The organism is Bradyrhizobium canariense (genome assembly GCF_019402665.1).
Classification (GTDB): Bacteria; Pseudomonadota; Alphaproteobacteria; order Rhizobiales; family Xanthobacteraceae; genus Bradyrhizobium; species Bradyrhizobium canariense.
The window spans coordinates 142,494-167,673 of the sequence record NZ_VSST01000034.1 but is presented as its reverse complement, the minus strand read 5'-3'; the positions used below and the strand labels follow the sequence as shown (position 1 = coordinate 167,673).

24 protein-coding genes are annotated in these 25,180 nt (G+C 63.7%); 13 read left to right on the top strand and 11 right to left on the bottom strand.

Annotated elements, in window-relative coordinates; translation table 11 throughout:
- Nucleotides 1-67 precede the first annotated feature (67 nt).
- Together FXB41_RS18500 and FXB41_RS18495 are read left to right on the top strand one after the other, a co-directional pair.
- Nucleotides 68-1,213 (top strand): patatin-like phospholipase family protein, encoded by a 1,146-nt coding sequence (locus FXB41_RS18500; RefSeq protein WP_219682750.1) that lies wholly within the window; start codon nucleotides 68-70, stop codon nucleotides 1,211-1,213.
- 94 nt (nucleotides 1,214-1,307) lie between these two features.
- Entirely contained in the window at nucleotides 1,308-2,258 is a 951-nt protein-coding gene (locus tag FXB41_RS18495; RefSeq protein WP_219682749.1) for an oxygenase MpaB family protein, read from the top strand.
- 129 nt (nucleotides 2,259-2,387) lie between these two features.
- On the opposite strand, the gene glgA is transcribed toward FXB41_RS18495, so the two are convergent.
- Nucleotides 2,388-3,803, bottom strand: a complete 1,416-nt coding sequence (glgA, locus tag FXB41_RS18490) for a glycogen synthase GlgA (protein ID WP_219682748.1) — start codon at nucleotides 3,801-3,803, stop codon at nucleotides 2,388-2,390.
- Nucleotides 3,804-3,997: 194 nt separating this feature from the next.
- Here glgA and FXB41_RS18485 point away from each other — a divergent pair, with 194 nt between their 5' ends.
- From FXB41_RS18485 to FXB41_RS18475, 3 genes are all read left to right on the top strand, one after another.
- The gene (locus FXB41_RS18485) at nucleotides 3,998-5,194 is read left to right on the top strand and encodes a CaiB/BaiF CoA transferase family protein (RefSeq protein WP_219682747.1); all 1,197 of its coding nucleotides are present in this window, start codon (nucleotides 3,998-4,000) and stop codon (nucleotides 5,192-5,194) included.
- Between the two features lie 171 nt (nucleotides 5,195-5,365).
- The gene (locus tag FXB41_RS18480; RefSeq protein WP_007593991.1) at nucleotides 5,366-6,433 is read left to right on the top strand and encodes an alcohol dehydrogenase; all 1,068 of its coding nucleotides are present in this window, start codon (nucleotides 5,366-5,368) and stop codon (nucleotides 6,431-6,433) included.
- A gap of 130 nt (nucleotides 6,434-6,563) precedes the next feature.
- Nucleotides 6,564-7,643, top strand: a complete 1,080-nt coding sequence (locus tag FXB41_RS18475) for an isocitrate/isopropylmalate dehydrogenase family protein (protein ID WP_219682746.1) — start codon at nucleotides 6,564-6,566, stop codon at nucleotides 7,641-7,643.
- A gap of 28 nt (nucleotides 7,644-7,671) precedes the next feature.
- On the opposite strand, the gene FXB41_RS18470 is transcribed toward FXB41_RS18475, so the two are convergent.
- The 5 genes from FXB41_RS18470 to FXB41_RS18450 all read right to left on the bottom strand — a co-directional run bounded on the left by FXB41_RS18470 (nucleotide 7,672) and on the right by FXB41_RS18450 (nucleotide 12,246).
- Nucleotides 7,672-7,953: a hypothetical protein gene (locus tag FXB41_RS18470; protein ID WP_007593987.1), complete on the bottom strand. Its 282-nt coding sequence runs from the start codon at nucleotides 7,951-7,953 to the stop codon at nucleotides 7,672-7,674.
- 188 nt (nucleotides 7,954-8,141) lie between these two features.
- Complete coding sequence (locus tag FXB41_RS18465; protein ID WP_219682745.1) at nucleotides 8,142-8,963, bottom strand: enoyl-CoA hydratase; 822 nt, start codon at nucleotides 8,961-8,963, stop codon at nucleotides 8,142-8,144.
- Nucleotides 8,964-9,074: 111 nt separating this feature from the next.
- Complete coding sequence (locus tag FXB41_RS18460; protein WP_219682744.1) at nucleotides 9,075-10,424, bottom strand: L,D-transpeptidase family protein; 1,350 nt, start codon at nucleotides 10,422-10,424, stop codon at nucleotides 9,075-9,077.
- Between the two features lie 374 nt (nucleotides 10,425-10,798).
- Nucleotides 10,799-11,170, bottom strand: coding sequence for a helix-turn-helix domain-containing protein (locus FXB41_RS18455; protein WP_026233304.1), 372 nt, complete (start codon nucleotides 11,168-11,170; stop codon nucleotides 10,799-10,801).
- 29 nt (nucleotides 11,171-11,199) lie between these two features.
- Nucleotides 11,200-12,246, bottom strand: coding sequence for a LysR family transcriptional regulator (locus FXB41_RS18450; RefSeq protein WP_219682743.1), 1,047 nt, complete (start codon nucleotides 12,244-12,246; stop codon nucleotides 11,200-11,202).
- A gap of 490 nt (nucleotides 12,247-12,736) precedes the next feature.
- Between FXB41_RS18450 and FXB41_RS18445 the strand changes: the two genes are divergently transcribed.
- Nucleotides 12,737-13,003: a hypothetical protein gene (locus tag FXB41_RS18445; RefSeq protein ID WP_007593979.1), complete on the top strand. Its 267-nt coding sequence runs from the start codon at nucleotides 12,737-12,739 to the stop codon at nucleotides 13,001-13,003.
- A 206-nt stretch (nucleotides 13,004-13,209) separates the two neighbouring features.
- The gene (locus tag FXB41_RS18440; RefSeq protein ID WP_219682742.1) at nucleotides 13,210-13,941 is read left to right on the top strand and encodes a cytochrome c biogenesis CcdA family protein; all 732 of its coding nucleotides are present in this window, start codon (nucleotides 13,210-13,212) and stop codon (nucleotides 13,939-13,941) included.
- On the opposite strand, the gene FXB41_RS18435 is transcribed toward FXB41_RS18440, so the two are convergent.
- The 3 genes from FXB41_RS18435 to FXB41_RS18425 all read right to left on the bottom strand — a co-directional run bounded on the left by FXB41_RS18435 (nucleotide 13,938) and on the right by FXB41_RS18425 (nucleotide 17,232).
- Entirely contained in the window at nucleotides 13,938-15,074 is a 1,137-nt protein-coding gene (locus tag FXB41_RS18435; protein ID WP_219682741.1) for a mandelate racemase/muconate lactonizing enzyme family protein, read from the bottom strand. The genes FXB41_RS18440 and FXB41_RS18435 overlap by 4 nt on opposite strands.
- A gap of 13 nt (nucleotides 15,075-15,087) precedes the next feature.
- Nucleotides 15,088-16,545, bottom strand: a complete 1,458-nt coding sequence (locus FXB41_RS18430) for a sensor histidine kinase (RefSeq protein ID WP_007593972.1) — start codon at nucleotides 16,543-16,545, stop codon at nucleotides 15,088-15,090.
- 342 nt (nucleotides 16,546-16,887) lie between these two features.
- Complete coding sequence (locus tag FXB41_RS18425) at nucleotides 16,888-17,232, bottom strand: DUF1236 domain-containing protein (RefSeq protein ID WP_219682740.1); 345 nt, start codon at nucleotides 17,230-17,232, stop codon at nucleotides 16,888-16,890.
- Between the two features lie 138 nt (nucleotides 17,233-17,370).
- Between FXB41_RS18425 and FXB41_RS18420 the strand changes: the two genes are divergently transcribed.
- The 4 genes from FXB41_RS18420 to FXB41_RS18405 all read left to right on the top strand — a co-directional run bounded on the left by FXB41_RS18420 (nucleotide 17,371) and on the right by FXB41_RS18405 (nucleotide 20,873).
- Nucleotides 17,371-17,604 carry a hypothetical protein gene (locus tag FXB41_RS18420; RefSeq protein WP_219682739.1) on the top strand — a complete coding sequence of 78 codons (234 nt, stop codon included), beginning with the start codon at nucleotides 17,371-17,373 and terminating at the stop codon, nucleotides 17,602-17,604.
- A 359-nt stretch (nucleotides 17,605-17,963) separates the two neighbouring features.
- On the top strand, nucleotides 17,964-18,962 hold the full coding sequence (locus FXB41_RS18415) for a TRAP transporter substrate-binding protein (RefSeq protein WP_219682738.1): 999 nt from the start codon (nucleotides 17,964-17,966) through the stop codon (nucleotides 18,960-18,962).
- 79 nt (nucleotides 18,963-19,041) lie between these two features.
- Nucleotides 19,042-19,557: a TRAP transporter small permease gene (locus FXB41_RS18410; protein WP_007593965.1), complete on the top strand. Its 516-nt coding sequence runs from the start codon at nucleotides 19,042-19,044 to the stop codon at nucleotides 19,555-19,557.
- Nucleotides 19,554-20,873: a TRAP transporter large permease gene (locus tag FXB41_RS18405; protein WP_007593964.1), complete on the top strand. Its 1,320-nt coding sequence runs from the start codon at nucleotides 19,554-19,556 to the stop codon at nucleotides 20,871-20,873. Before FXB41_RS18410 ends, FXB41_RS18405 begins: the two co-directional genes overlap by 4 nt.
- 48 nt (nucleotides 20,874-20,921) lie before the next feature.
- Here the strand turns inward: FXB41_RS18405 and FXB41_RS18400 are convergent, their stop codons facing one another.
- Entirely contained in the window at nucleotides 20,922-22,196 is a 1,275-nt protein-coding gene (locus FXB41_RS18400) for a serine hydrolase domain-containing protein (protein ID WP_007593963.1), read from the bottom strand.
- Between the two features lie 162 nt (nucleotides 22,197-22,358).
- Here FXB41_RS18400 and FXB41_RS18395 point away from each other — a divergent pair, with 162 nt between their 5' ends.
- Complete coding sequence (locus FXB41_RS18395; RefSeq protein WP_007593962.1) at nucleotides 22,359-23,276, top strand: intradiol ring-cleavage dioxygenase; 918 nt, start codon at nucleotides 22,359-22,361, stop codon at nucleotides 23,274-23,276.
- Between the two features lie 30 nt (nucleotides 23,277-23,306).
- Here the strand turns inward: FXB41_RS18395 and FXB41_RS18390 are convergent, their stop codons facing one another.
- Nucleotides 23,307-24,200, bottom strand: a complete 894-nt coding sequence (locus FXB41_RS18390; RefSeq protein ID WP_219682737.1) for a LysR family transcriptional regulator — start codon at nucleotides 24,198-24,200, stop codon at nucleotides 23,307-23,309.
- Between the two features lie 104 nt (nucleotides 24,201-24,304).
- Here FXB41_RS18390 and FXB41_RS18385 point away from each other — a divergent pair, with 104 nt between their 5' ends.
- Nucleotides 24,305-25,174, top strand: coding sequence for an SDR family oxidoreductase (locus tag FXB41_RS18385; RefSeq protein WP_219682736.1), 870 nt, complete (start codon nucleotides 24,305-24,307; stop codon nucleotides 25,172-25,174).
- Nucleotides 25,175-25,180 lie beyond the last annotated feature (6 nt).

The following is a 25,180-nucleotide window of genomic DNA, read 5'->3' as shown; positions in this document are numbered from 1 at the left end:
GCGGGCGCGTAACAAAACATCGCGAGGAACGAACATGGCAAGGATACGGGCTCTCAGGGAGCAGGATATGAACGGCGTAAAGCGCGATACCAGCGTGTCGAAGGATCTGCCCGGCCAGGTGGTGCTGGTGCTTCAGGGCGGCGGTGCGCTCGGGTCCTATCAGGCCGGGGTGTACCAGGCGCTGCACGAGGCCGGCATCGAGCCGGACTGGATCATCGGCACCTCGATCGGCGCCATCAATGCCTGCCTCATTGCGGGCAACGCGCCCGACCAGCGGCTGCAGCGCCTGAAGGAGTTCTGGAAACGAATGGAGCAGAATCCGGTCTGGAATCTGCGCACCGCGTTTCCCGACTTCAACGAAAAGCTCGCCTATTGGTCGACCGTGACCCACGGCATTCCCGGCTTCTTCCGTCCCAATCCATTGGCGCATGCGGGCGATTCCTATCCCCTCGGAGCCGATCACGCCGGCTTCTATTCGACGGCCCCGCTGGAGCGGACGCTGCTCGAGCTCGTCGATTTCGGCCGGATCAATCGCTGCGCGCCACGGTTGACGGTCGGCGCCGCTCACGTCCGCAGCAGCCAGATGCGCTATTTCGACAGCCGCGACGGTGAGCTGACGGTGAAGCATGTCATGGCGTCAGGCGCGCTGCCGCCGGCGTTTCCGGCCGTGCGGATCGATGGCGAGCTCTATTGGGACGGCGGTATTCTGTCGAACACGCCGACCGAGGCGGTCTTTGATGATAATCCGCGTAAAAATTCGCTGATCTTCGCCGTGCATTTGTGGAATCCCGTCGGCGCCGAGCCAACCACGATGGCGGAGGTCTTGAACCGGCACAAGGACGTGCAGTATTCCAGCCGGATCGCGAGCCAGATCACGCGCCAGCAGCAAGCCCATCGCCTGCGCCATGTCATCAACCAGCTCGCCGCGCGACTGCCCGAGAGCGAGCGCAGCGATCCGGCGGTTCGTGAATTGGCGAGCTATGGTTGTCCGACACGCATGCATGTCGTGCGCCTGCTTGCGCCGCAGCTCGATCGCGAGAACCACACCAAGGATATCGACTTCAGTCCGTCCGGCATCATGCGGCGCTGGGATGCCGGCTATTCGCACACAAAGTCCGTGCTGGAGCGAAGGCCCTGGGTTGGCGAGTTCGACCCGCTTGCGGGCGTGGTGCTGCACGAACATGTGGACGTCATGCCGATTGCGGCGGAGTGAGGGCTTGGCCCGTCATTGTTTCTCGCAGTGACGATTTCACGGGAAGGCCGTCCGGGTTATTGTCGCCCGCTGTCTTCGTCGCGAGGCCTTGCAATTGGTCGCTGAGAGAGATCTGGAATCTGCCCTCGATCAGGTTCGTGCTGATATGGCGGGACCGGTTGCTGGTGTGTTCGGCCCTGACACGATGACCTGGCAGATCGACCGCGAGGCCGTGATCTTTCTCGGCGCCGGTCGTGCGCTGTTGCTGCAGCTGGCGCATCCCTGGGTCGCCGCCGCCATCGCCGAGCACTCGCGGACCTTGGCCGATCCGATCGGACGATTTCATCGCACCTTCGACATCGTCTTTGCCATGGTGTTCGGCTCGCTTGACCGCGCGCTGTTGTCGTCGCGGCAACTGCACCGGCGCCACAGCATGATCGTCGGCGAGATGCCGGAGACCGTCGGTCCGTTCGCGGCAGGCTCGCGCTACTGTGCCAACGACGTCCCATCGCTGCGCTGGGTTCATGCCACGCTGGTCGAGACCGCGCTGATGGCGCATGACCTCGTTCTGCGGCCGCTCTCGGCGGACGAGCGCGAGCGCTACTGGGCCGAGAGTCGGTTGTTCGGTGCCCTGTTCGGGTTGACGGCGCACGATCTGCCCACGGACTGGTCGGGCTTTGCGGCCTACACCGCGGCAATGACGCAATCGGATACGCTGACTGTCAGTCCGGCGGCGCGCGAGATCGCCGCGCAGATCTTTGGTGGCGCGCGCCCGTGGTTGCGTCCGCCGCGCTGGTATCGCGCACTCACGGCAAGCCTGCTGCCGGAACGCCTGCGTGTGGAGTTTGGGTTCGAGCTTGATGAGCGCGATAAGAGGGCAGCCGAAAATGCGCTCCGATGGATCCGACGCGTCTACCCGAAGTTGCCGGATCGCTTGCGCTATGTCGGTCCCTACCAGGAAGCGCAGGCGAGGCTGCGCGGCGAGCCGCAGCCGGACTGGATGACGCGGTGCCTTAACCGTGCCTGGATCGGACGGTCGCAGATGGATCAGCGCGGGAAGGGGTGAAGTCCTCCGCCGTTGCCACAAACCACCGTCATTGCGAGGAGCCCTTGCGACGAAGCAATCCAGGCTGCTGCCACGGAAACAGTCCGGATTGCTTCGCTACGCTCGCAAGGACGAGGAAACGCGCAGGCCTCACACCGCCGCCAGCTTCCGGTACAGCGCGTTGTAGCTGCCGGCCGGGATGCTCCAGGAGAACGACCGTCCCATCGCACTGCGCCGCATGGTGTCGAGCTGGTCCTGTGCCACGAAGGCGGAGAACGCACGGCGGACGCCGCCGAGGAAGGATTCATGCGAAGGTTTTGAGAACAGGAAGCCGGTTTCGCCGTCGGTAATGGTCTCGGCGAGGCCGCCGGTCTGGTGGCCGATCGGCAGCGAGCCGAAGCGCTGGGCGTACATCTGGCTGAGCCCGCAGGGCTCGAAGCGTGACGGCATCAATGTGAAATCGCTGCCGGCGAAGATGCGGCGCGCCTGGGCCTCGTTGAAGCCGATCACGACCCCGATCGCGTCAGGCCGCCGGCGATGCGCGTCGATCAGCGCCTGCTCGAGCGCCGGCTCGCCGGAGCCGGTGACCACGATCTGCCCGCCGGCATCGACGATCTCGTCGGCCGCCGCCAGCACGAGGTCGATGCCCTTCTGGTGCACCAGCCGGGCGACGATGCCGAACATCGGGCCGCGCGACACCGCAAGCCCGAACTGCTTGCGCACATAGTCCGCATTGGCCTTCTTGCCGATCCAGTCGCCGGCGCCGAACTGCTGAGCAAGCTGGGCGCAGGAACGCGGGTCCCAGCTCTCGTCGATGCCGTTGAGGATGCCGGTGAGCTCGGCCGCGTCGGAGCGGACTCGAAGCAGGCCTTCGAGACCGCAGCCGAATTCATCCGTGGTGATCTCCCGCGCATAGGTGCCGCTGACTGTCGTGAGATGCGAGGCGTAGACCAGCCCGGCCTTGAGGAAGGAGAGCTGGTCGTAGAATTCGACGCCGTCGATATGGAAGGAGCTCTCCGGTGCGCCGATCCGCCGCAGCGAGTCCTTCGGGAAGAGGCCCTGATAGGCGAGGTTATGAATGGTCAGGATCGACGGCAGCTTGGAGCCGCGCCAGGCGAGGTAGGCCGGCACGAGCGAAGCCTGCCAGTCATTGGCATGGATCAGGTCTGCTGCCCAATCCTTGTCCAGCGTGCCCATCGCGAGCTCAGCGGCGGCCGAGGCAAAGCGAGCGAAACGGATGTCGTTGTCGGGCCAGTCGCGCCCGGACTCGTCGCCATAGGGGTTGCCGGGCCGGTCGTAGAGTTGCGAACACAACAACACATAGACCGGCAGACCGTCCTTGGTCGCGGCGCGGCCGAGCGAGCAGGCCGGCATCTCCGCGAACGCCGGACAGCGGCCAACGATCTGAATATGCGTGAGTTGTTCGATGATGTCGCGATAGCCAGGCAACATGACCCGGATGTCGGCGAAAGGACGGAGGGCTCGGGGGAGTGCAGCGGAAACGGCTCCAAGTCCGCCGACGCGGACAAAGTCGTCCATTTCTGTCGTAACGAACAAGACCCTCAAGAACTGCTGCCCTCTGCCGGAGCCCGATTGCTGCTATGCAAGAACGGGTCCAGTTGCCCGGAATTCCCAAAGCCGCCCGCGAGACGTGTCTGTTCGGTAAAGACTTTCCTACTCAGCCGCCGCCCTCTAGGGTCGGCGCACCAACAACAGAGAACTTCGATAAGTTCCTAAGTGACTCAAGGACGCAAGCAGGCATGCAGCTATCAGATAAGCATGAGGGGACCACGACAAAGGCCTTCGCCGGCCTCCGTGTCCTGGATTTTTCGACCACCATCGCCGGTCCCCATTGTGCGCGGATGCTCGCCGACATGGGCGCCGAGGTCATCAAGATCGAGACCGACGGCGGCGAGACGATGCGGACCCGGCCGCCGCTGCGCAAGGGCTGCAGCACCGTGTTCGGCCAGCTCAATGTCGGCAAGAAGAGCGTCGTGCTCGACCTCAAGTCCGAGGACGGCAAGGAGGCGGTCCGCCGGCTGGCCGCGACTGCTGACATCCTGGTCGAGAACTTTCGCCCCGGCGTAATGCATCGGCTGCGGCTCGACTATGACAGAATACGCACCGTCAATCCGAAGCTGATCTACTGCTCGATCTCCGGCTACGGCCAGAGCGGCCCGTCGGCCGAGCTGCCGGCCTATGCGCCGGTGATCCATGCAGCCTCCGGTTACGACATGGCGCATCTCGCCTACCAGCCCGGCCGCAGCCGCCCGGATTATTGCGGCATCTACCATGCCGACGTCGTCACCGGCACCTACGGGTTTGGCGCGATCGCGTCGGCGCTCTACCAGCGCACCTTGACTGGGCTCGGCCAGCACATCGACGTTTCCATGCTGGAATCGATGCTGACGCTGACGCTGACGGAGTTGCAGAGTTCGCAATTCGCGGTGAAGCCGCCGCCGCGCCCGATGTTCGGGCCGACCGAGACGGCCAATGGCTATGTCATGATCACGGTCGCGAGCGAGAAGACGTTTCAGGGACTGATGGGCGTGATCGGCCGCCCCGACTGGATTTCCGATCCGCGCTTCGCCGCCTACGCGGCGCGCCGCGATCATTGGGCCGACTTGATGGACGGTGTCGAGGCCTGGTCGCGGCAGCTCTCGACCGATGTCTGTCTTGTCGCGCTAGGTGCGGCCGGCGTGCCGGCCTCGGCCTACCGCACTGTGTCCGAAGCACTGGCCGATCCGCAGCTCGCGCACCGTGAGGCGCTCTCGTCTGTTGAGGATGAAGGCGGTTCGTTCCAGGTCCTCAATCTGCCGTTCCGGATGACCGGTGCCGATACGACACCGGGCAAGACGATGGCCGTTCTTGGCGAGCACACGGACGGACTGCGCGCGGAGATCGGGCTCACCGACGGTGGACCAATTCCGTCGGGCAAAACAGCCGTGCAAGGCTGACGATAAGGCTGACGGCAGTCTGACAGGCAGCATCCTGCAGCAAGCAATCCGGCTTTGCGCGTGGCCGGCTTGCCATCATCCGTCAGCCTCAACTAGACAGGTCCGAGTTTGTCTCGTCCTGTCGCCCATGCCATGGTGGCGGCGACAAGAAAAGTATCCGGGAGGACACCGATGAAAAGTTTCAAGGTCGCCGACTTCAAGGCGCCGCTGCAGGAGTTCGACGAGGCGACGCCGCAGCCGTCCGGCACGCAGGTGCTGATCAAGGTAAAGGCCGCCGGCGTCTGCCATAGCGACCTTCACATCTGGGAAGGCGGCTACGATCTCGGCCACGGCCGCAAGCCGCTCTCGCTGAAGGACCGCGGCATCAATTTGCCGCTGACCATGGGGCACGAGACGGTCGGCGAGGTCCTCGCCTTCGGCCCGAACGTGAAGTCGTCGGACCAGGGCGACGTGAAGATCGGCGATGTCGGGCTGGTCTATCCCTGGATCGGTTGCGGCAAATGCGCGACCTGTCTCGCCGGCGATGAGAACATGTGCCTGACGCCGCGCTCGCTCGGCGTCTACTGCGACGGTGGCTATTCCGACCACATGCTGGTGCCGCATCCGCGCTATTTGCTCAATCTGAGAGGCCTCGATCCCGCGTCGGCCGCACCCTACGCCTGCTCGGGCGTCACGACCTATAGCGCGCTGAAGAAGCTCGAGCAGCACTTCGACACGCCGATCGTGATGTTCGGTGCCGGCGGACTTGGCCTGATGGCACTGTCGCTGCTGAAGGCGATGGGCGGCAAGGGCGCGATCATGGTCGACATCGACGCGAAGAAGCGCGAAGCCGCGGAGCAAGCCGGCGCGCTCGCGACCGTCGATCCCAAGACGCCCGACGCGCTGGAGCAGCTTGCCAAGAAAGCCGGTGGTCCCATCCGCGCCGTGCTCGATCTCGTCGGCAACGCCGCCACCACCCAACTCGGCTTCGACTGCCTGACGAAGGGCGGCAAGCTCGTGCTCGTCGGCCTGTTCGGCGGCGGCGCGACCTGGGCGCTGCCGCTGATTCCGATCAAGGCGGTGACGATCCAGGGCAGCTATGTCGGCAATTTGCGCGAGACGCAGGAGTTGCTCGACCTCGTGCGAGCGAAGAACATAGCGCCGATCCCCGTGACGCGGCAGCCGCTCGCCAAGGCCAACGACGCGCTGGTGCAGCTGCAGCAGGGCGCGGTGGTTGGCCGCACGGTGCTGACGCCGTAGCCTCGGTCTATCCTCCGTCATTGCGAGCGCAGCGAAGCAGTCCAGAATCCCTCCGCGGAACAGTCTGGATTGCTTCGTCGCAAGAGCTCCTCGCAATGACGAGTCTCTCTCTCCTTCATTCGGAAGCCCCATGTCCGCAAATAACGCCTTCCACATTGCCGTGCTCGCCGGTGACGGCATCGGTCCCGAAGTCATGGCGCCGGCCATCGAAGTCCTGCGCAAGATCGAGACGAAATCCGGCCTGAGCTTCCGCTTCACCGAGGCGCCGGCGGGCGCCAATCATTATCTCGCCACCGGCAAGTCGATGCCCGATACCACCATCAAGCTGTGCGAGGATGCGGACGCGATCCTGCTCGGCGCCTGCGGTCTGCCGTCGGTGCGCTACCCTGACAACACCGAGATCGCGCCGCAGATCGAGCTGCGCTTCATCTTCGATCTCTATGCCGGTGTGCGCCCGGCGCGGCTCATTCCGGGCGTACCGAGCCCGATCGTCGGCGCCGACCAGCGCGGCATCGATCTCGTCGTGATCAGGGAGTCTACCGAAGGCCTGTTCGCCTCGATGGGCAAGGGCGTCGTCACCCATGAGGAGGCGCGCGAGACCATGGTGATCACGCGCAAGACGTCCGAGCGCCTGTTCGAGTTCTCGTTTCGCCTCGCCGAACGGCGCAAGGCGCGCGGCAAGCCCGGCGCGCTCGCCTGCGTCGACAAGGCGAACGTGTTCAAGGCCTTTGCGTTCTTCCGCGGCATCTTCGACGACATCGCCAAGCGTCATCCGGAGGTGAAGACCGACCGGCTCTATGTCGATGCCTGCTCGGCGATGCTGGTGAAGCGTCCCTGGGATTTCGACGTGATGGTGATGGAGAACATGTTCGGCGACATCGTCTCCGACATCACCGCGAGCCTGATCGGCGGCCTCGGCATGGCGCCGTCGGCAGACATCGGCGACAAATACGCCGTGTTCCAGCCGTGCCACGGCACCGCGCCCGACATCATGGGGCAGGGCAAGGCCAATCCCACCGGGATGATCCTGTCGGCCGCGATGATGCTGGACTGGCTCGCCGACAAGCACGGCGTCGAGGGCGCGGCTGAGGCCGGCGAACAAATTGAGCGCGCCGTGGACAAGGTCTATGCCGGCGGCCTGAAGCCGATGGAATTCGGCGGCAGCAACGGCACCGCCGACATCACGAAGGCGGTGCTCGCGGCTTTGTAGGAAGAGAGGCCTCGCGGCCCCTTGCAGTTCACCAGCGACGCCAGTGGCGATGGCCCCAGCCCCACGGACGGCCGCCGTAGAAGCGTCGCGGGCCGCCGTAAAAGCCGTAGGCGCCATAATAGTTCGGACGCCAGAAGCAGCGACCCCAGGGGTTGCAGACCCAGCGCACCTGATCGACGTCGGCTGCCGGGCCGCTCGCGATACGGTCGGCCTGCGGAATGCCGTTCGGCATCGCTGCGAGCGCCTGTCCTGATGCGAGCGTTGCGCCGCCCAGGGCAGCCAGACCAACAACAGCAAATTTGAGTTTCATCGCAATCTCCCTCGTTTGATGGCGAGAGAACTTCCAGCAAATCAGCTGGTTGCTATGGTGTTGCAGCGGCGTGGGAATTTAATCTTCGTGAATGCATGTTCACGTTGGCGGCCGTCATCGCGAAGAGCCAAGCGACGAAGAGGCAGAGGCACTCTGGATTGTTTTCATTTTGCTCGCTGACGACGGAATCACCGTCCCTGGAACTGCGGCTTGCGCTTCTCCATGAAGGCCTGCCGGCCCTCGCGAAAATCCGCGCTGTCCATGCAGGCCGTGCCGGCCGCCTTGATCGCGTCCATGTCGCGCCCGCTTTCGTCCTTCAACACTTGCGCGATGGTGAGCTTGGCAGCCTTGATCGCGAGCGGCGCATTTTGCGAGATCGTCTCGGCGATGGCCATGGTCTCGCCCCAGAGCTGATCCTCCGGAACCACGCGCTCGACCAACCCGATGCGCAGCGCTTCCGACGCATCGATGCGCATGCCCGTATACATCAGGAGCCGGGCCCAGGACGGGCCAACCAGCGACACCAGGTGCTTCAAGCCGTCATAGCCATAGACGATGCCGAGCTTCGCCGCGGGAATGCCGAACTGGCTGCCATGGGAGGCAATGCGGATGTCCGCGAGCATCGCCACTTGCATGCCGCCGCCGAGACAAAAGCCCTGGATGCAGGCAATGGTCGGCTTGGGATAATCGGCGAGCAGCGCGCGCTGGGCGGCGCTGCGTTTGCCATATTCCTCGGAAGCGGCGGCGTTATGGCGTGCCTTCTCGAACTGGCTGATGTCGGCGCCCGACACGAACGCCTTGCCGCCGCCGCCGCGCAGGATCACGACGCGCACGGCAGCGTCATCGCGTAAGGCTGTCAGCGCCTCGCCAAATCCCTCCCACATCTCCAGCGACATCGCATTGCGCTTGTCGGGATTGTTGAAGGTGATCGCGCCGACGCCACCGGCTATGTGCTTGAGGATCTTGCCGTCGGCGTAAGGAATTTCGGTCGTGCTGGACATGTCGGACATCGCGCTCGCTTTCGTTGGCGAAGCGCAATGTTCGGCCGGGGCGAGGCCAGGGTCAACCGCGGCAACGGAGGTGGCTTTGCAGCCGCCTGTGCCGCGATTGCATGGCGCGATCTATCTCGTCATATGCGCGGTCAGCGGATGGCTGCCGGCATTGCTGAAGAAGGCCGCCTCTTCGGCGGTCGCCTCCAGCAGCTGCTCGTCCTGGCTATAGACGTCGTTGCGGAACTGGACGGTCTGGTCCTTGGTCATCCACGCCGTGAGATAGATCCAGGCCACCGGCACTTTCTTCACCATGGCGACGTCGAGATGCTGGCCGCTGGCGATTTCCGCGTCGATTGCGGCGCGGCTCCATTTCGGCTGGTCCTTCAACAGCCACGCGGCGAGATCGCGCACATTGTCGACGCGCGAGCAGCCATGGGAATCGAAGCGGTAATCATCGCTGAACAGATTGCGCTGGTTGGTGTCGTGCATGTAGACCGAATAGGAATTCGGCATGTCGATCTTGACCGCGCCGAGCGCGTTGAACGTGCCGTTGTGCTGGCGCACGGTGAAATTCGGCGTATGCGTGCCCGACCAGTCAACCGAATTCGGATCGATCGGATTGTCGTGGGCGTCGAGCACCTCCATGTGCATGCGCGACAGATAGGTAGGATCCTTGCGCATATGCGCGGAGATCTCGGTCTTGGCGATCGAGGAAGGCACCGTCCAGGTCGGATTGAGGACGACGCTGCTGATCTGGGCCGTCAGCGTCGGCGAGGGCTTTTCGGTCTTGCCGACGATCACGCGATAGCGCCTCACCACGACGTCGTTCTCGATGGCTTCGGCGAAGGCGGCGGGGATGTTGACCACGACATAGCGCTGGCCGAAGCCGAAATTCATGTTCTCGAGCCGCTGCAGCGAAGCCTCCAGCTGCCGGATGCGCGTCTGCACCGGCACGTTCATCGCCGCGATCGTGCGTGGTGTCATCGTTCCGGTCGGTGCAAGGCCGTGGCGGGCCTGGAAGCGTTTCACGGCGTCGGCGAGATCCTGGTCGAAGGCGCCGCTCGCCCTGTCGGCGGCAAGATCGCCGGAGACGATCAGCCGCTTGCGCAGGAGATCGTCATTGGCGCCCTGGGCGCCGGGCGCGAATTTGGCGTCTGCCGGGATGGCCGGCCAGCCGCCGCGCACGGCCAGATCGGAATAGCTCAGTGCCGCATCCTTGATGCGCTGGGCGGATCCTTCGTCATAGGTCGGCTCATGCGTCAGCGCGAGCGCCGCGGCCGAGCGGCTTTCTGCCGTCGAAGCGGATGCCGGCGCGGCGGTTTTCGGGGCGGCTGCGTGGGCCGGATTGGCGGCGGCCGGCACGGTGCCAGCCGTAGTCGCCGGCTTAGGCCCGGCCTGCCCAATGGTCTCGGTCTGCGCAAGCGCGGAGGCGCTCGCAAGCATGCCGACGGCAATGATCATCGCATGGCGTTTCGACATGTGTCCCATATTCCCCATGAGAGCGAGGCCCGGACGGGCGATCGCGTCGGAAATTCCGGTGGTCGTGCTGATTCGAGAAATCGGCGAGAGGCTAGCGCCTCCCGGTTGCGGCTCCCTTAAGCACGGCGCATCACGAGCCCCGCACGTCGGACGGCGGTCTCTGGATTGGGTCGCGACAGGGCCGGAATCGGTTCGCGAAAACCGCGGGCGACGGCGGGAAAAATGGTCAACAAAAAGGGGCGGTGATGCCGCCCCGAGAAGTCTGCGCGAGCGCGCGGGCCGGATAGATCTCGTCCGGGTCTCGTCCAATCCAGCCGCGTCCCCGTGACGCGGCGGATTGAACATCGGGCGGAAAGGCGCGAACGCCGATCGGCTCAGGCTTCGTTCGCCGCGATCGATTCCATCAGAGAGACGAGCTGACGCTGCACCGTCTGGTCCTTGATCTTGCTGTAGGCGCGCAGCAGGCGGAGGCTGAAGGCCGAGTCCAGGAAGAGCAGGCTCTCGACTTCGCGCGCCTTGTTGTCGCCGTCATAGAAGAAGGTCACCGGCACATCGAGGGCGGTGGCGATCTGCTGAAGCCGGGCCGCGCCGACGCGATTGACGCCCTTCTCGTACTTCTGGACCTGCTGGAAACTGACGCCGAGCTTCTCGCCGAGCTCCGCCTGCGAGACCTTCATCTCGACGCGCCGCAGACGGATTCGCTTGCCCAACTCAATGTCCGGCTTGCCGGCACTGCGCTGCTTCATTCTCTTCGCCGCTGTCTTCATCTTTTTTCTCATCGGTCTTCGGTTGAAAACCCCCCGAAGAGGTGGGTCAGGGGTTCGCCCATATACTCGTCCTTGAATTCATGCGGGTGCACGAACTCTTCCTTAAACCACGGGAAACGCGCCGGATTGAAGGCTTCGATCAGCCAGTCAATCATGTGCCGCACTCGCGGAATCCGGCCGCTACCAGCGTGGTAGGACAACCAGATATCCAGCGATCTGTTCAGCTCGACCTCCAGTGGAATCAACTTCCCGCCAAGCGCAACGGCGTAGCTCGGGAATACGCCAATTCCGGCACCATTCGCGACCGCCCAGTAATTGGCGCTTGAGACGTTGGTCTTCATGACCAGAAGGTCACGCTCCGGAACGCCGGGGAAGAAGCTCTCGAAAGTTTGCTTGGCGTCGAGCTGGTCGGCGAACTGCAGCACCAGGCGGTGCTTGATCAACTCCATCGCCGAACGCGGCGCGCCATGTTTTGAAATGTATTTCTCGGAGGCCCAGAACATCAGATGCATGCGGCCGAGGCGCACCAGCTTGACGTCGAGCGCGGAGGGCCGCGACAGGTGAATGGCGACATCGGCCTCATGGCGAGAGACGTCGGCCGAGCGCATCGCGCAGTGCAGGTCGACCAGGATCTTCGGAAAGGCCTGCTGGAATTCGACCAGTCGCGGGGCGAGCCAGAATGTGCCCAGTCCCTCGGTGACGGCGACGCGGACCTCGCCGGACAGGGCGTTCGCCGTCGAATCGCTGGTGCGCAGCACGTCGAATGCGGCCGCCTCCATTTGCTCGACGGCGGAGACCACCAGCGCGCCTTCGTCGGTCAGATGAGTGCCGTGGACGTCGCGGGTGAACAGGGTGGTGCCGGTCTGGCGTTCGAAATCATCGATCCGGCGGCGGACGGCATTGATCGACAGCGACAGGCGCTCGGCCGCCGAACGGAAACTTCCGCATCGGACGACTTCCAGGAAAATGCGCGCTGCATCCCAGTCCGAGAGGCCGCTGATGTTTGTCTTTGGGCGTTCCTGCAGTGGAACGCCCCTTTCCGCCAAGGAGTGCATACAAGTCCCTTCGGGTCGCTAAACTGGCAGAATCTGGCGCAAACCACAACCACTGCGGGTTGGGGAACGACGAGTTTTGAACGTCATCCTTACTACGCCGCAGGTGGTATTCGGGTGCTGCCAGGGTTGGGAACAAGGGCTGGGAATCGGGCAAACCATCGCCCGTATGAGGGGTGTGGCGTGAGTTCCGTTGTGAGCCGTGACATGGCTGCGGGATCGTCGGCGCTGTCCGCGATGAACGTCCATGGGCGAGAGCCGGCGCCGCGTTCCGCGATGGATCAATTGCAGCACGCCAGGCGTTTTACGACTGAGCGTTTCGACGACGGTCGGCGGGGCGACGCGATACGCGCGGGAACCGCGGTTTCAAGGCAGAAACACACTGAAATCCTGTTCGGGGGCGCAGCGGCCTCGTGTTATCCTCAACGCTCCATGGGGGCCAAAAGGGTCGTCACAACCACGTCTCACAGGCCGAACTAGCGGAAAGAACGCCGTGTCGCATTCAGACGAACAGTTGCAGTCGGTGCTGGAAACGCTCGAAGAGTGCCGCAGGGTGCTCAACGAGAGCAACAGCCGCGAGTCGGCCGAGCTGCTGTCCATTGTCATCCTGGACGTGCGGATGAAACTCAAAGGAATTGACAGTGCCGATCTCAAGGCACTGTGCGACGAAATGCTGCGGACGGCCACGAACGAACCGCAGCCCCCCTCCAAGCAGACGCAGGACCAGCCCCGGCGTCCGCTGCTCCGCGTGGTGAAGTAGCCGCGCCGCCGAGTTTCGCTTTTTGGCGAGATTTGTGCGTGTCCCGATGCCGCATCTGTGATCACAGACGGCATCGGGAGGAGCCCTGGTTTTGTGCGCCTCTGTTGCGCATTCGCTGGCATCGGCTACATCAGAGCCGGTTCGGCTCCGGGCCGCGCGCATTCCCCGCGCGCCGCACCGGGGCCTGAGATGGCTCCGACTGCATCATGCAAAATGTTTCGATCCCGGCGGCGCTGATTGCCGGCCTCGTCAGCTTCCTCTCCCCTTGCGTCCTGCCGCTGGTTCCGCCCTACCTGATCTATCTGACGGGCGCGACGATCGAGCATGTCGAAAGCAACGAGCCCGCTTCGACCTCCAAGCGCGCCATCATGATGTCGGCGCTCCTGTTCGTGCTCGGCTTCTCCACGGTGTTCGTGGCGCTCGGCGCCAGCGCCTCTCTGATCGGCGGACTGATCCGCGCCTGGTCGACCGAACTCTCGATCCTCGCCGGCATCGTTATCATCGTCATGGGCCTGCACTTCCTCGGCCTGACGCGCATCGGCCTGTTGATGCGCGAGGGACGCTTGACCGCGCCCAAGCCCGTTGGCCTCTGGGGCGCTTATGTGATGGGGCTGGCCTTTGCCTTTGGCTGGACGCCCTGCATCGGCCCGATCCTCGCCGCGATCCTCTCGGTCGCCGCGGCCGAAGCCACGGTGACGAAGGGTGCCGGCCTGCTCGCGGTCTATTCGGCCGGCCTCGGCATTCCCTTCCTGATCGCTGCCCTGATGATCGAGCAGTTTTCCACCCTGTTCGCGCGCATGAAGGGCCATCTCGTCAATGTCGAGCGCGCCATGGGCGTCCTGATGGTGATTACCGGCATTGGATTCCTCACCGGCGCGGTCTCGAACGTGAGCATCTGGCTGCTGGAGACGTTTCCGGCGTTGCAGACGATCGGCTAGGCCTCCGCCGCAAAGCGCGCCAGCGCCTCGCGGTCGATCTCGATGCCGAGGCCAGGCCCCTCGGGCACCCGCGCGACGCCTCTCTCATGCTCGATCGGTTCCTTCAAAATCGCCTGCCGGATCGGATGTTCGGTGCGGTCGAATTCAAGCATCGGCTCGAGCGAGGACAGCGAAGTCGGCGTGTGCGACGGCAGCACGGCGAGGAGCTGAAGCGAGGCCGCGATCGCGATGCCGGTGCCCCAGACATGCGGATTGTAGCGGATGCCGAACGCCTCGCTCATGTCGGCGATCTTCTTGCATTCACTCAAACCACCTGCCGCGCAGCTGTCGGGCTGGGCGATGTCAAGTGCGTGCGAGACGAACAGCTCGCGAAAGCCGAAGCGCGTGAATTCGCACTCGCCGCCGGCGACCGGAATCGTGAGCGCGGATTTCACGGCGCGATAGCCCGCGACATCCTCCGGCGGCACCGGCTCCTCGAACCATCCGATGTCATGGCGCTCGATCAGGCGGCCGAGCCGGATCGCCGCGACCGCGTCATAGGCGTGGTTCGCATCGACCATCAGCGCGACATCGGCGCCGATCGCCTCGCGCACCGCGCGGGTGACTGCGGCATCCTCGGCGATGCCGAAACCGACCTTCAGCTTCACGGCGCGGAATCCTTCGGCGGCATAACCGGCCGCTTGCTCCGGCAGATAGGTCAGCGGATCGCCTGACTTGCGCCGGTAGAGACCGGTCGCATAGGCCACAACCTGCTTGCGCGCGGCACCGCCGAGAAGCTGATGCACGGGTACGCCAAAATGCTTGCCCTTGATGTCCCATAGCGCGATGTCGATGCCGCTCATCCCCTGGATCACGACGCCCTTCTGGCCATGATCGCGCAAGCGCGCATAGACCATCTGCCACAGCACGTCGGTGCGCAACGGATCTTCGCCGATCAGCCATGGCTCGATGCTGCGAACCACCGCCGCCGTCATTCGTGCCGGGCCGTAGCATTCACCCCAGCCGACAAGGCCGTCGTCAGTCTCGATTTCGACCAGCATCGCGGTGCGCGTGTCGTACCAGGCGCGCGAATAGGCGAAGGGCTGCGACAGCTTTGCTTCGAGGATGTGCGTGCGAACGCTTGTGATCTTCATTGCCGGCCTCCGTTCATCGCGCCTCATCCAGCGCGCAAATCACCGTGCAGACCACGCCGCGCGGCAGGAAGTCGACCGTTGCCTCGCCGCCGAGCTGGTCGCGCGCGCTGCGTTCGATCAGGCGTGAGCCGAAGCCGCGTTGCACCGGCGCCGTCACCGGCGGTCCGCCGATCTCGGTCCAGATCAGGCGGAGCCGCGGCTTCGGCGCCTCGGCAACGACCTCCCACTCCAGCGTCACCCGGCCGGTCTCATTGGACAGCGCGCCGTACTTTGCAGCGTTGGTGGCGATCTCGTGCACGATCATCGACAGCACCACGGCGAGCCGCGGCGACAGCGGCACTGCGGGTCCGGCCATGCGGATGCGCTCTGGATTGTTCAGCAGGAACGGCTGGAGCGCGCGGGTGATCACGTCCCGCAGCTCGGAGCCCGCCCATTTTTCCTGGCTCAACAAATTATGCGCTTCGGCCAGCGCGCCGAGCCGCCCCTCGAACTTCGTCCGCTCGTCCCGGCTGGCGCTGCGGAAGGTCTGCACCGCGATCGCCTGCATCAAGGCGAGCGTGTTCTTGACGCGATGGTTGAGCTCGTCGATCAGGAGATCGTGCAGCATCTCGCCGCGCGCGATCGTGGTCGCCATCCTGACCGCGAAGGTCAGGCCGGTCAGCAGCAGGATGCCGCCGATAAAACTGGTGATCGCGATGTTGCGCCAGAGCGGAGCGATCAGCGAGCTCTCGGCGACGCCGGCCACGATGGTCCAGCCAGTGAGCCGCGACCTCGTATAGACGGTGGACAACGCAACACCATCGAGCGAAACGGTCGAGAGTGCGGCCTCCGGTGTGCGCAATATACTCTCATACAGCGTGCCGGTAGCCCGTTTGCCGAACGTCTCCGTAGGGTTCGGCGTGCGCGCGAACACGAAAGCCTTGGTGTCGAGCAAGGAAACCGTCCAGTTCTGGTCGGGCCGTTGCTTCTCGACCAGGTCCTGAAAGGTGCTGACCGGCGGACTGAAGCAGAGGTCGTAGATCACTTCGCCATCGCGGAGCACCGGAACCTCGACCGTAAGCACCTGTCGGCCGTTGATCGCGCCGGTGAACAGGTCGGAATATTGCGGCGACCTGGTCGCAAACACCTTCTCGATGATCTCGAGATGACCGCGCGGCGGCAGGCTTGCGGTGTCCTCGGTCGCGGAGGAAAACAATAGCCGGCCTTTGCGATCGGAGATCAGCACCAGGCCGCCCTTGCCATATTGGTCGACGAAGCCGAGGGCCATGCGGCGGAAGCTCTGGAAGTCGTCATTGCGCAGCGAATTGGTCAGCGCAAGCACTTGCAGGCCGCCGGTCATCCGCTGCACCTCGGAGTCCAGCACGAGGCGCATGCTGCGCACGTTCTCCAGCACGCGGCGGGTCGCGTCGTTGCGGTCCTGCTTGTAATTGTAGACGGCAATACCGACCGCGAAGACGATCAGCGGCAACATCGTTCCCGTGACCAGAAGAGCGAGCCGGACCGGCAAAGTGAGCTTTGACAAACGCGGGCGTCCCGGTTCCAGCGCAAGGGAGCGCCGGATTTATGATTTTGGGAGACCATAGGGGCGGGATTTGCGCCGCGCCATAATTTTCGCGTCCGGACGAGCCGCCCAGAAGATTTTGCATCGCAGTCGGCGGCTGTGCCTCAGCTCATGCTGATTGCGGTTAGTAGCAGGCACATGGCGTACACGGCCGCCAGGCTGAGCCCGGCGATCCGGGCCTCTCGATGCGATCTCATAACGTCAACTCCCAGAGAGGGAGGCCGCCTTCAAGGCGGCCCCCTTACACCTGGATCAATCAATTTCCTGAACGACCGTACGCGAGCCGGGATCGACGAGCATCACGCGATCGCCGGAGTAGACGTAGCGATACTTCGTGAGGGACGGGCCCCAGTCGGCCGGAACGGCCTCGAGCTCGACGTCGCTCGGCACCTTCGCGCCGACGATAATCTTCTCCTTCGTCGTGACCGGGCGAATGCGATGCTCGGTGACGTAGGATTTGATCCTGGTCCGGTATTGCGGCTCGATCTGAACGGCCGCCGCGTTACCGGTTCCGGTCGTCGTTACGACGGTCGATTGCGCGAAAGCACCGGTCGAAATCAGGACCGCGGCGGCGGAAAGCAGGAACAACTTCTTCATCTCGTTCTCCTCATTCGAATATGCGCCGCAACAACCCCTCATCGCCGACAGCGTTCCCGGCTCTGGGAACCAATTACCATTTTTTCCCGTTTGTAGATGACCGGGCTGAACGGCTCGGGTTCTGGAGGAGGACGACCAATGAAGTTGAAGATAGTAACTGCAGCACTGATGCTTGCCGCGTTTTCCCTGCCGGCGTTCGCTGCCGACGAGTTCTATGTCGTGCAGGACGTCAAGACCAAGAAGTGCACGATCGTCGACAAGAAGCCGACGGACACGTCCATGACCGTCGTCAGCCCGTCGGGCACGATCTACAAGTCGCGCACCGAGGCTGAAAGCGGCATGAAGACCGTCAAGGTCTGCACGTCGAACTGAGGAGGATGACAAATGCCAGTTCTGATTCTCTGGGCCGTTCCTGCCGTGCTGGTGATCGGCGGCGGCATCTATCTGATCGGCCATTTGCATTAAAGCACAGTAGAAGGCGAGCGGATCTGTGCGTGCAGCGCACAGGTCCGCAAGCCTGTCTCCCCTCAGCCTGCCACGCGTCGCCAGGAGCGCAAGTTGCAGTGCAACAGTTCGCGCGAAGAGTGGCCCTGCGACGAAGAGGACCTCCCGCGCACGCGAAATGACTTCCGTCCCGCCGACGTTTTCCATACGCTTCCCACTCGCAAGCCGCATACCGGCTGCGCTCACGGCCCGGCGACGGGGCCGGAGCATCAAAGGGAGGGGAGACGATGAAGCGAAGATCATTTCTTGCTGGGCTCGGTGCGACCACTGCGGCGGCCGCGATTGGCATGCCGTCAATCGTCAGGGCACAGTCGCCGATCACGCTGAACGGCGCGGTCCAGTTCAACGACGACCACGCCTTCAACCGGGCCCTGCTCCGGTTCGAAGAGCTGGTGAAGAAGTATTACGGCAAGCCAGTCAACTTCACGCTGCACAGGAATTCCTCGCTTGGCCTCGAAAAGCAGTATTTCGAGTACATGTCGCAGGGCAAAGCCGTCGATTACGGCATCGTCTCGCCGGCTCACATGTCGACCTTCGCCAAGGCGGCTCCGTTCATCGACGCGCCCTTCGTGTTCAAGGGCATCGAACACATGAACAAGGTCGTCGAAGCCAATATCCTGGCGCCGATCGCTGACGAAGTCGCGGCCAAGGCCGAGGTCGTTCTGATCGGCTATTCCGGCGGTGGCATCCGCAATATCTTCGCCAACAAGCCGCTCAAGACTCTTGCCGATCTTAGGGGACTCAAGGTGCGCGTACAGGGCGCGCCGATCTGGTCCAAGACCTTTGCGGCCGTGGGCATGAGCCCGACGGTGATCGCCTATAACGAAATCTACAACGCGATCCAGAACGGCGTGATAGCGGCCGGCGAGAACGAGGCGGCCGGCGTCGAGGCGATGAAGTTCTACGAAGTGGCCCCACATCTCAACCTGACCCAGCACGCCGTGTCGATCCGGCCGATCTGCTTCTCGGTGAAGACGCTGAAGACCCTGCCGAAGGATTTGCAGGACGCGATCATGAAGGCCGGCAAGGAGGCCGGCGACTACGGCCGTCAGCTGGAGTCGAGCGAAGAGGTCGTCAAGCTCGACACGCTGGAAAAGGCTGGCAAGCTCAAGCGCGTTCCCTTCGAAGAGCGCGACGCCATGAAGAAGCTCGCCGATCCCGTGATGGCCACCTACGCCAAGGAAATCGGCGCGGAAGGCATTTTCGAGAAGATCAACGTCGTCTGAGAACTGTCGCCGCCCACGCGACAGCGGGGCAAGCCAGACGGCTTGCCCCATTGCGTGATTGTGATCCCCCGGAGTCGTAATGACCGAAATATCGATGCCGCCGAACCCGTCGCCATGGCGCCGAGCAACGGCGGCCTATGCAAAACTGCTGGAAATCCTGCTCGCCGCCTCTGTCGGCCTTCTGGTCATTCCAGTCACGTTGCAGATCATCTCGCGCTACACGCCTTTGATTCCGTCCTACATCTGGACCGAGGAGATGGCGCGGTTCATGTTCATCTGGACGATCATGATCGGTGCCATGGTCGGCATCAGAGAGTCGCAGCATTTTGAAGTCGACGTCTGGCCTGACCTGTCACGCCGAAGCGAAGCCTTGGTGCGGATTCTTGCGCGGCTCGGCGTGCTGGTGCTGGCGCTGGTGTTCGTATCCGCCGGCATCGAGTTCACCCGCTTTGCCTGGAACAGAACTTCGGAGCTGGCCGATCTGCCGCTTTGGCTGATCCACGTCGCCTGGCCGGTTGCCGGCGTGACCTGGATCGTGTTCGCCGGTGAACAGATTGTCGACGAGATCCGGATTCTGGTTGGGGCAAATCAATGAGCGGCAATGTTCTTTCTGCCGGGCAGGCCGCGATGGTCCTGTTCGGTACTTTCGTTGGCCTGCTCATCATACGCGTGCCGGTCGCCTTCGCGCTTGGTCTGGCCTGCGTGCCGATCCTGCTGATCGAACCGCATCTGTCGCTGATGACGCTCGCGCAGGAAACCTTCAACGCCTACAATTCGTTCATCCTGCTGGCGGTGCCGTTCTTCCTGCTCACCGCCAATTTGATGAGCATTGGCGGCATCACCGATCGCCTGGTGGCGTTGTCGCGCTCGATGGTCGGGCACTGGCCGGGGTCGCTGGCGCAAATCAACGTCGTGCTGTCGGTGTTCTTTGCCGGCATCTCCGGCTCCTCCACCGCGGACGCGGCGAGCCAGTCCAAGATATTCATCGATGCCCAGACCAAAGAGGGTTACGACCTCTCGTTCTCCATCGCCATTACAGCGGTGTCGGCCGTGCTCGCCGTCATTATCCCGCCCTCGATCCTGATGATCGTGTGGGGCGGACTGATCTCGACTTCGATCGCCGCGATGTATCTCGCGGGCATCGTGCCGGGCTTGCTGATCGCCGGCGCGCAGATGGCAACAGTGCATGTCTATGCCGTGCGGCGTGGTTATCCGACCTATCCGAAGGACACCTGGAGGGAGATGTGCTGCGCCATCTGGCGCTCGATACCGGCGCTGCTGACGCCGTTCATCATCGTCGGCGGCATCCTGCTGGGGTGGTTCACCGCGACCGAATCCGCCTGCGTCGCGGTGCTTTATTCCGTGGCGCTATCGACATTCTTTTACCGTGAAACCGGCGCGCGCGAACTCTACAAGGCTTTGCTCGACACCGGCCGTCTCGCGGGTGTCGCGCTGTTCTGCGTGGGCACCGCCAGCGCGTTCGGCTGGCTGCTGGCCTACTACAGGATTCCGCAGGAATTGCTGGCCAACGTCTCGACCTGGGGCATGGGTGCGATCGGGGCCGGCTTCTTCATCGCGTTCTGCTTTCTGGTGGTGGGCTGCTTCCTCGACGCCATTCCGGCGATCATCATCGTCGGCACCGTTCTCGAACCGCTGGCGAAATCGGTGGACCTTCATCCGGTGCAGTTTGCGATCATATCGATCGTCTCGCTGGCCTTCGGGCTGGTGACGCCGCCCTATGGCCTGTGCCTGATGATCGCCTGCTCGATCGCCGGGGTGCGGTTGCGCTATGCGCTCAAGGACACGGTGATCATGCTGATTCCGATGCTGCTCGTGCTGGCGGCGGTCATCATCTGGCCGAGCGTTTCGCTGTTCCTGCCGCGCCTGATCGTGCCGGAGATGTTGAAATGAACGGGGCTTGATCCCGCGGTTCTGATGCCGCGGGATCGGTGATTTTGTCTAGAGATTGCTCTCGGTGATCGCGGCGTAGACCATGCTGCGCAGCTCGCGCCGGAGCGGGTAGGCGCTGGATGGCAGCACCTGCGTCATGAAGATGGTGATCAGCTCCTCCGCCGGGTCGATCCAGAACGACGTCGTGGCCGCGCCGCCCCAATTGTATTCACCGGGGCTGCCGGCGACCAGTGTCTCGGCCGGGCGCATGGTCACGGCGAAGCCGAGGCCGAAACCGATGCCGTTGTAGGTCGCTTCGGAGAACAGCGAGCGCGACACCTCGGGGAGAAAGCGCCCGCCGGGAATGTGGTTGGTCGTCATCAATGCCAGCGTCTTCGGCCCGATCAGCCTGACGCCGCCGAGCTCGCCGCCATTGAGCAGCGCACGGCAGAAGGTGAGATAGTCGGCCGTCGTCGAGCACAGCCCGCCGCCGCCCGAGATGAAGGACGGCGGTGACAGGAACGAGCTCTTGGTTGGATCGTCCTGTAATGTCAGTCCCTCGCGCCGCTGGCCGGCATGGAAGGTCATGCCGCCGCCCGGGTCGGCCGAGTAACAGGCGGCGAACCGGTGGGCCTTGGAAGCAGGCACGTGGAAATCAGTGTCGGTCATGCCGAGTGGATCGAGGATGCGTTGTTTCAGGAACTGCTCGAAGGGGATCCCGGAGATCTTGCCGACGAGGTAACCGATCACGTCGGTCGAAACCGAGTAGTTCCAGGCCTCGCCCGGCGAGAACTCCAGCGGGATTTTCGCGAGGCTCTCGATCATGGTCTGCAGCGTGCCTGATTTCTCGACCTCGCCGATCTTTTCAGCGCGGTAGGCGGCATCGACATTCGAGCGCTGCTGGAAGCCATAGGTGAGGCCGGAGGTGTGGCGCAGGAGGTCGACGATCAGCATCGGGCGCGACGGCGGCCGGGTCAGGAAGGACGGCGCGGTGCCGGCGACGAACACGCCGAGATCCTTCCATTCCGGAATGTACTTGGCGACCGGCTCATCGATCGCGACGAGGCCTTGCTCGACCAGCATCATGAAGGCGACGCTGGTGAGCGGCTTGGTCATGGAATAGATGCGGTAGATGGTGTCGTCCTTGACCGGCGCCTTGCGCTCGATATCGGCAAAGCCCTGCAGAGAGCTGTGGGCGACCTTGCCACGGCGATAGACCAGGAGATGCGTGCCCGGGAAGCGACCGGCATCGATGTACCGGCTCTTCAGATGCGCATCGATACGGTCGAGCGCGGACTTGGACATACCGACGGATTCGGGCGAGGCGGGGGTAGGGGCGAGCATCAGTTCCTCCGGGGCATTTTATCGGAAAGGTGATAGCCGAAATGGCGACCTCTTTCCAAGCCGGCTGCGCTTAACGCAGCCGGCCCGACTGGTGTAGGCTGCGCCCTGGAACGCCTCCAAGGAGCCCACCCGGGCCAACGAAAAAACCAGGGCAAACGCACCATGACCCAGTTCAACGAGACCGAACTCACTGAAGCCGTCGTCCGGAGCTTTGACCAGACACCCGACCCGCGCGCGAAATTCCTGCTCCAGGAATTGGTGAAGTCGCTGCACGATTACGTGAGCAAGACCGGCCTCACCTTTGAGGAGTGGGAATACGCCATCGATTTCCTGACCCGCACCGGCCAGAAATGCACGGACACCCGGCAGGAATTCATCCTCCTGTCCGACGTGCTCGGCGTCTCCATGTTGGTCGACGCGGTCAACCATCGCGAGCGCGAGGGCGCTACCCAGACCACCGTGCTCGGGCCGTTCTATGTCGGCGAGCACAAGGTGACGGCGCACGGCACCGACATCTCTCCGAACAATCAGACCGGCGAACGGATGTTCGTGCAGAGCCGTGTCACCGATCTCAAGGGCAAGCCGCTCGCGAATGTCCCAGTTGACGTCTGGCACGCCGACGATGACGGCTTCTACGACTCGCAGAAGCCGAACTATGATGAGGTCGGCGCCTCGGCGCGGGCGCGCTTCATCACCGATAGCGATGGCCGCTTTTTCTTCCGCACCATCCTGCCTTGCAGCTACCCGATCCCGACTGACGGCCCGGTCGGCGAGATGATCGTGCAGACCAACCGCCACCCGATGCGCCCGGCGCATGTGCACTTCCTGGTCAATGCCAAGGGCTACGAGCCGCTGATCACCCACGTCTTTATGGACGGCGACAAATATCTGGATTCCGACGTGGTGTTCGGCGTGAAGGACGACCTCGTCGCCAAGGTCGAGCCGCGCAGCGACCCGGAGATGCCCGACGGCTCCAGGGCAAGCGGGCAGTGGCACCTGATGACCTACGAATTCCACCTCAAGCCCGGCGGCGGCATGGCGCCCAAGCCGCTGGGGATGAAGGCGGAGGAGCCGGCCTGACCGTCAGGCGCGAGAGCACGCGCCGCCCTCTCATCTCCCGATAAAGGCCGCCAGCTCGTCAGGCGTCCCCATCGGAAAGGCTTCTTTCATGAAGTCGAGGAAGGCGGATACGCGCGCACTCAGGAGCCGGCGTGATGGATAAAGCGTCCACAGCGCGATCTCCGGTCCCTCGATATCGCCCCAAAGCACCAGCGTGCCCGCAGCGAGGTCGTGACTGACCAGTGACACTGGCAGGCGCGTAGCGCCGACGCCGGCCCGGACCGCATCGCGGACCATGATGAGCGACGACAGGCGGAGGACTGGATCAATCGCAATGCGCGATTGTCCGCCTGGCGTTGTCACGTCCCAGCTTGTTAGCTGATCGCCCGCGCCGCGCATGACGGCCGGCACGGCGATTCCGTCCCGCGGTCGTTCGAGGTCAGGGCTCGCCACCACCACCAGCCGATCGCGCAAGAAGATTCGTCCGACCAGGTTTTCATCCGGATCGGGATTGACCCGGATCACCAGATCATACCCTTCCTCCACCATGTCGACGGAGCGATCTTCCGTCGTGACCTCAAGACGGATGTCCGGATATCTGAGCGCGAACCCGGCCGCGAGATTTCCCATTGCAGTCTGCGAGAACAGCATAGGCGCGCTGATCCGCAAGCTGCCGCGCGGCCTGTCTCCACCCGAGGCGATCGCTGTCGCCGTCTCGTCGAGCTCGGTGAGCAAGGCCCCCGTCCGCTCGTAAAGGGCGCGTCCTTCCTGCGTGAGTTTCAGGGTGCGCGCTCCCCGTTCGAACAGGCGCAGGTCGAGCGCGGCTTCCAGCTCCGCGACCCGCCGGGACAGGGTGGCTTTCGGGCGTCCGGCGGCGCGTGCGGCCCGGCCGAACCCGCCGTGCCGGGCAACGAGATTGAAATCGGCGAGTGCGAGCAGGTCCATTGTTCCACCAGTGAGACAGTCTGTCCAGATATAGCGGCTATCGGTCCGAATGTGGATCAGTAATTTCCGGGATGTCTTCTGACCCCAACCCCGGAGTGATCCCCATGACCATCCTCGTTACCGGCGCAACCGGCACCGTCGGCCGCCATGTCGTCGAACAGCTCGTCAAGCGCGGCGCCGATGTCCGCGCTCTTGCGCGCGATCCTGCCAAGGCAAACCTCCCGGCAGGCGTCACCGTCGTGCAGGGCGATCTGCTCGACGTCGACTCGATCCGCAGCGCATTCAAGGGCGTCTCGACCCTGTTCCTGCTCAATGCAGTGGTGCCGGATGAATTCACGCAGGCACTGATCGCGCTCAACGTCGCCCGCGAGGCTGGCGTCGAGCGGGTCGTCTACCTCTCGGTGATCCACAGCGATCGCTACGTGAACGTCCCGCACTTTGCCGGCAAGTTCGGCGTCGAGCGGATGATCGAGCAGATGGGCTTCAACGCCACCATCCTGCGCCCGGCGTACTTCATGAACAACGACGTCACGATCAAGGACGTGGTGACCGGATACGGCATCTATCCGATGCCGATCGGGAGCAGGGGGCTCGCCATGATCGATGTACGCGACATCGGCGAGATCGCGGCCCTTGAGCTCATCCGTCGTGAGCGCGCCGCAACACCGCTTCCGCTCGCGCGCATCAATCTCGTCGGTCCTGATACGCTGACCGGCGCGAAAGCCGCCGCCGTCTGGTCGGAGGTGCTGGGCCGCACGATCGCCTATCCCGGTGACGATACCGCCGGCTTCGAGAAGAACCTCAGGCAGTTCATGCCGAGCTGGATGGCTTATGACATGCGGCTGATGAGCGAGCGTTTCCTCACCGAGGGAATGGTCCCCGAGGCCGGCGACGTCGAGCGTCTGACCGCGCTGTTGGGCCGTCCCCTGCGCTCCTATCGCGACTTCGTCTCCGAGATCACGGCCACTGCCTGACGGCAG

Coding starts and splice junctions, on each gene's coding strand:
- FXB41_RS18440 (WP_219682742.1), top strand. CDS start 13,210: ATGCAAAATGTTTCGATCCCGGCGGCGCTGATTGCCGGCCTCGTCAGC.
- FXB41_RS18385 (WP_219682736.1), top strand. CDS start 24,305: ATGACCATCCTCGTTACCGGCGCAACCGGCACCGTCGGCCGCCATGTC.
- FXB41_RS18400 (WP_007593963.1), bottom strand. CDS start 22,196: ATGCTCGCCCCTACCCCCGCCTCGCCCGAATCCGTCGGTATGTCCAAG.
- FXB41_RS18415 (WP_219682738.1), top strand. CDS start 17,964: ATGAAGCGAAGATCATTTCTTGCTGGGCTCGGTGCGACCACTGCGGCG.
- FXB41_RS18405 (WP_007593964.1), top strand. CDS start 19,554: ATGAGCGGCAATGTTCTTTCTGCCGGGCAGGCCGCGATGGTCCTGTTC.
- FXB41_RS18410 (WP_007593965.1), top strand. CDS start 19,042: ATGACCGAAATATCGATGCCGCCGAACCCGTCGCCATGGCGCCGAGCA.
- FXB41_RS18465 (WP_219682745.1), bottom strand. CDS start 8,963: ATGTCCGACATGTCCAGCACGACCGAAATTCCTTACGCCGACGGCAAG.
- FXB41_RS18450 (WP_219682743.1), bottom strand. CDS start 12,246: ATGCACTCCTTGGCGGAAAGGGGCGTTCCACTGCAGGAACGCCCAAAG.
- FXB41_RS18500 (WP_219682750.1), top strand. CDS start 68: ATGAACGGCGTAAAGCGCGATACCAGCGTGTCGAAGGATCTGCCCGGC.
- FXB41_RS18455 (WP_026233304.1), bottom strand. CDS start 11,170: ATGAAGCAGCGCAGTGCCGGCAAGCCGGACATTGAGTTGGGCAAGCGA.
- FXB41_RS18480 (WP_007593991.1), top strand. CDS start 5,366: ATGAAAAGTTTCAAGGTCGCCGACTTCAAGGCGCCGCTGCAGGAGTTC.
- FXB41_RS18485 (WP_219682747.1), top strand. CDS start 3,998: ATGCAGCTATCAGATAAGCATGAGGGGACCACGACAAAGGCCTTCGCC.
- FXB41_RS18460 (WP_219682744.1), bottom strand. CDS start 10,424: ATGTCGAAACGCCATGCGATGATCATTGCCGTCGGCATGCTTGCGAGC.
- FXB41_RS18425 (WP_219682740.1), bottom strand. CDS start 17,232: ATGAAGAAGTTGTTCCTGCTTTCCGCCGCCGCGGTCCTGATTTCGACC.
- FXB41_RS18435 (WP_219682741.1), bottom strand. CDS start 15,074: ATGAAGATCACAAGCGTTCGCACGCACATCCTCGAAGCAAAGCTGTCG.
- FXB41_RS18470 (WP_007593987.1), bottom strand. CDS start 7,953: ATGAAACTCAAATTTGCTGTTGTTGGTCTGGCTGCCCTGGGCGGCGCA.
- FXB41_RS18390 (WP_219682737.1), bottom strand. CDS start 24,200: ATGGACCTGCTCGCACTCGCCGATTTCAATCTCGTTGCCCGGCACGGC.
- FXB41_RS18430 (WP_007593972.1), bottom strand. CDS start 16,545: ATGTTGCCGCTGATCGTCTTCGCGGTCGGTATTGCCGTCTACAATTAC.
- FXB41_RS18395 (WP_007593962.1), top strand. CDS start 22,359: ATGACCCAGTTCAACGAGACCGAACTCACTGAAGCCGTCGTCCGGAGC.
- FXB41_RS18475 (WP_219682746.1), top strand. CDS start 6,564: ATGTCCGCAAATAACGCCTTCCACATTGCCGTGCTCGCCGGTGACGGC.
- FXB41_RS18420 (WP_219682739.1), top strand. CDS start 17,371: ATGAAGTTGAAGATAGTAACTGCAGCACTGATGCTTGCCGCGTTTTCC.